Origin of the sequence: Demequina sp., from assembly GCF_024642165.1 — a bacterium.
GTDB lineage: Bacteria > Actinomycetota > Actinomycetes > Actinomycetales > Demequinaceae > Demequina.
The window spans coordinates 1-4,570 of the sequence record NZ_JAHEBP010000145.1 but is presented as its reverse complement, the minus strand read 5'-3'; the positions used below and the strand labels follow the sequence as shown (position 1 = coordinate 4,570).

4 protein-coding genes are annotated in these 4,570 nt (G+C 74.3%); 2 read left to right on the top strand and 2 right to left on the bottom strand.

Going from position 1 to position 4,570, the window contains the following annotated elements:
* The coding region (locus tag Q0L54_RS10535) for a DEAD/DEAH box helicase (protein WP_296667927.1) at positions 1-1,515 on the bottom strand (1,515 nt) is incomplete at its 3' end.
* Positions 1,516-1,724: 209 nt separating this feature from the next.
* A complete protein-coding gene (locus Q0L54_RS10530; RefSeq protein ID WP_296667926.1) occupies positions 1,725-1,943 on the bottom strand; it encodes a DUF3107 domain-containing protein in 219 nt (72 codons plus the stop codon).
* Between the two features lie 49 nt (positions 1,944-1,992).
* Between Q0L54_RS10530 and Q0L54_RS10525 the strand changes: the two genes are divergently transcribed.
* Both Q0L54_RS10525 and Q0L54_RS10520 read left to right on the top strand, forming a co-directional pair.
* Positions 1,993-2,850, top strand: a complete 858-nt coding sequence (locus Q0L54_RS10525; protein ID WP_296667924.1) for a DUF3152 domain-containing protein — start codon at positions 1,993-1,995, stop codon at positions 2,848-2,850.
* Between the two features lie 54 nt (positions 2,851-2,904).
* A partial coding sequence (locus Q0L54_RS10520; RefSeq protein ID WP_296667923.1) for a UvrD-helicase domain-containing protein occupies positions 2,905-4,570 on the top strand: 1,666 nt, incomplete at its 3' end.

Sequence of the window (4,570 nt, the reverse complement as noted above, 5' to 3'; positions counted from 1 at the left end):
CGGGCGTGGCTCGCGCTGCTCGCGGGCCTCCCCCTGCGGGGCGCGGTCGCCGGTGCCAGAGCGTGAGTCCGAACCCGCGCCACCGCGTCCACGGCCGCGGCCGCCGGAGCGCCCGCCGCCATCGCGCGAGCCGGAGCCCTCGCCGCGGCCGCCACGTCCTCCACGGTCGCCCTGGCCGCGACCCGAGTCGCCACCCGTGTGCTTGCCGGTCTCGCCCAGGTCCTCGAGCTTCTCGGCCTCGAGCCCGGCTCGCGTGCGCTGGTCACGGGGGAGGCGGCCCTTGGTGCCCGCGGGGATGTCCAGGTCGTCGAACAGGTGCGGCGAGGAGGAGTACGTCTCCTGCGGCTCGGGGTAGCCCAGGTCGAGCGACTTGTCGATGAGTCCCCAGCGAGGGAGGTCGTCCCAGTCGACGAACGTCACGGCGGTGCCGGTCTTGCCCGCGCGGCCGGTGCGGCCGATCCGGTGCAGGTACGTCTTCTCGTCCTCGGGGCACTGGTAGTTGACCACGTGCGTGACGTCATCGACGTCGATGCCGCGGGCCGCCACGTCGGTGGCGACCAGGATGTCGATCTTGCCGGTGCGGAAGGCGCGCAGCGCCTGCTCGCGCGCTCCCTGGCCCAGGTCGCCATGGATGGCGCCCGCGGCGAAGCCGCGCTCCCGCAGCTCGTCCGAGACCTTCGCGGCCGTGCGCTTGGTGCGCGCGAACACGATGGTCAGGCCGCGGCCGTTGGACTGGAGCAGGCGCGCGAGCACCTCGACCTTGTCGAGCGCGTGGGCGCGGTAGACCACCTGCTTGATGGCCTTGACCGTGGCACCGTCGTCGTCCGGGTCGGCGGCGCGGATGTGCGTGGGCTGCGTCATGTAGCGGCGCGCCAGGGCCACCACGGCGCCGGGCATCGTCGCGGAGAACAGCATCGTTTGCCGCGACGCGGGCGTGGCGGCGAGCAGCCGCTCGACGTCGGGCAGGAACCCCAGGTCGAGCATCTCGTCGGCCTCGTCCAGCACCACGGTGCGCGCGAAGCGCAGGTCCAGGTGGCCCTGGTTGAGGAGGTCGATCATGCGTCCGGGAGTGCCGACCACCACGTCGACGCCCTTCTGCAGCGCCTCGATCTGGGGCTCGTACGCGCGGCCGCCGTAGATCTGGACGATCCGCACGGCGCGCTTGCGCGACGCGGTCTGGAGGTCGCCGGCCACCTGCACGGCGAGCTCACGGGTGGGCGCCACCACGAGCGCCTGCGGCTTGCCGTGGGCCTCGCCCAGCTCGTCGTAGGCGGCCTCGCCCGGCGCGGCCGTGCGCTGCAGCAGCGGGATGCCGAACCCGAGCGTCTTGCCCGTGCCGGTCTTGGCCTGCCCGATGATGTCGTGGCCCGACAGGGCGACCGGCAGGGTCATGGCCTGGATGGGGAAGGGGTGCGTGATGCCGGACTCCGCGAGGGCCTCGACGATGCGAGAGTCGACGGCGTAGTCGGCGAAGGTCTGGTCGGCCAGTTGGACGCTGGCGTGCGTCTCGGTCATGGTGCTCCGGTGATTCGTGGGCGCGGTGCGCCAGTAAGGCGGGCAGCCGATCGTGAATCATCCAGCAGCGGCCGGTGGCCGCGCGCATCCGCCGATCACGGCGGTTCAGCTTTCACACATGACGACCGGTCAGCCCCGGGTCGGGACCAAGTGTACCGGGTGGGAGGGTCGCGGCGGTAGGACGCCGCGCGGGGACGATGCGGCGGGGCTCAGGCCCCGAAGCCCACCCGTCGCTTGGTCTCCTCGCCGATGTCGACGTAGCCGATCGCGGCGGACGGCACCACGACTCGCCGGCCCTTGGCGTCGGTGAGGTCGAGCGTGCCTCCGGCGACGGCGGCGGCGACCGCCGCCGCGACGGCGTCCGCGGTCATCTCGGTGTCGATGGCGAGCTCGCGGGAAATATTCTGAACGCCGATCCGAATCTCCACGGTCGCCTCCTTGGCTCTGCTTGCGGGATACCGCCCTTATCCTAGAGCGATGAGTCGGCGGTCAGAGGGCCTGTTCGCGGGCAGGGGAATCGCCCTCCCCGGCGTCGGCATCACCCTTCTCGCGATCGCCGTAGCGTTCGCCCTCGGCATCGGCGCCGGGTGGCTCACGGGCCTCGCCCCGGACATCTACCGCAGCTGGCGCGCGGGGCCCGACGCCACGGCGTCGCCGTCACCCAGCGCATCGCCCTCCCCCGAGGTGTCGCTGCCGTCGATGGGCCCGATCACGCGTGAGCTGGACGAGGAGGACGCCGCGGCCGGCGTCGTCACCGTGACGATCCCCGAGATGGGCGAGGGCACCTTCACTGCCGCGCCGGGCAGCACGCCCACCACGGAGGAAGGCGGGCCCGTGCGGTTCGTGCGCGTCGACGTCGAGGACGGCCTGACGATGGACGAGGACGCACTGGTCGACTTCGTGATGACCAACCTCAACGACGCGCGCGGGTGGGGCTCGGCCGGACGCCAGCAGTTCGTGCTGACGGACGGCGCGGCGGACGTGCGCATCGTCCTCGCGAGCCCCGCGACGGCCGCGACGGTGTGCACCGACTCAGCGGTGACGCCGTCACCCACCCCCACGCCGGGCGCGTCACCCTCGCCCGCGGCGGTGCCGTGCCCCGTGCAGGGCATCGTGCCCATCTCGATCTACGACTGGACGGCCGGCCTCGACGCATTCGGCACCAATCGCAAGGGTTCGCGCATCTATCAGCTCAATCACGGGGTCGGGCTCGTGCTCGGCGAGGAGGTGGCCGTGTGCGAGACCGGGCTGGCCTCGGTCATGGTGGATCAGACGGCGATGCCGGCGGAGTGCCGCTGGAACCCGTGGCCGTTCCCGCTGGTGGACGCGGGCTGATCGGCCGGTGTCCGGGTCGGTGGCGGTGTCGGTGCCCTCTGATGGGATAGGCGCATGACCACCCTGAGGCTGCTGCCGCCCGCTCCCGGCGCGCCGCTGCCGGAGCTCGACACCGAGCAGCGGGTCGCGGTCGACGCCGCGCTCGCGGCGCGTGTGCCGGAGGATCCCGGCCACCTCGTGGTGGTGGGTGCGGCGGGTGCGGGCAAGACCACCGTGGCCGCGGCTCTCGCGGTCGAGGCCGTTCGTCGTGGCGTCCCCGTCGACCGTGTGCTGGTGATCGCGGCCACGCGTGCCGGTGCCGCCCGCCTGCGAGATCGCGTCTCGCTCGCGCTCGACCGCCCGGTGGGCGCTCCCGTGGTGCGCACGGCGGCGTCGACGGCGCACGCGATCCTCACCGCGCAGGCGACGGCGCTGGGTGAGCCCGCACCCGTGCTGGTGACCGGTGCGGAGCAGGACCAGATCCTGCGCGAACTGCTCGAGGGGCACTCCCGAGGTCTCGGCGCCGCACCGGACTGGGCGGGCGTGGTGCCTCCCGAGGCGACCCGGCTCGCGGGCTTTCGCGCCGAGCTGCGGGACGTGCTGATGCGCGCGAGCGAGGGCGCGCTGACGCCGGCGGACCTCGGGCACCTGGGCGTGCGCACCGGACGGCCCGAATGGGTGGCGGCGGCCCGGGTGATGGACGAGTACGACGCGATCCTCGGCTGGCGGTCCGTCACGCAGGATCAAGGGCCGCGCTACGACCCGGCGGCGGTGGTCGCGCACGCGGCCCACGTCCTGGGCGCGTGGGAGGAGCTTGCGGAGGGGGACCCGCCCGGCTGGGACCTCGTGGTGGTGGACGATGCGCAGGACCTGACCGCCGCAGGCGTCGACCTGGTGCGTGCGACCGCGGCGGCCGGGGCGCGCCTGGTGCTGCTCGGGAACGCCGACGAGGCGGTGCAGGGCTACCGGGGCGCCGTGCCCGGCGCGCTGGCGGAGGCGACGGCGCCGCGGGATGCCGGCGGGTTCGGCGCCGCGCTGGTGAGGCTGGGCGCGGGTCACCGTCAGTCGGGTCCGCTCGCCGGCGTGACTGCGGCGGCCGTGGCGCGGATCGGAACGGCGGGCGTCGGGTCCGCGCGCGCCGCGATCCCTGCCGTGCCCGCGGCGGGTGAGGTGGAGATTCTGACCGCGGCCCACCGTCACGCGCAGTCGCGCGCGATCGCGGCGGCGCTGCGTGGCGCCCGTCATGGGTTCGACGGCCCCGAGACCGCGTGGGGGCGGATGGCCGTGATCGCCAGGTCGGCGGCACGGCTTCGTGAGCTGCGCGCGGACCTGTCGGCGGCGGACATCCCGTGCGAGACGCTCGGCGATGGCACCGCCTTGCATTCCGAGCCCGCGGTGGCGCCGCTCCTGATGCTCATGAGGCGGGCGGCCGAGAGCGCGCGCGGCGAACAACGCCCGTGGGACCAGGACCAGGTCGCGGAGCTGCTCGGATCGCGGATCGTCGGCATCGACCCGGTGGCGTTGCGGCGGCTCCGCCGCGCACTCGTACGGGAAGAGCGTCAGGGCGGCGGCACGCGCACCTCGGCCGAGCTGCTCGAGGATGCGATCGAGGAGCCCGCGCGGTGGGTGGGCGTCGGCACGCCCGAGGCGCGTCTCGCGCAGCGGGCCTCCGCGGCCCTACGCGCCGGCGCCGACGCTGCGGCGGGCGGCACCCCGGCGACCGTCGCGTGGGCGGTGTGGG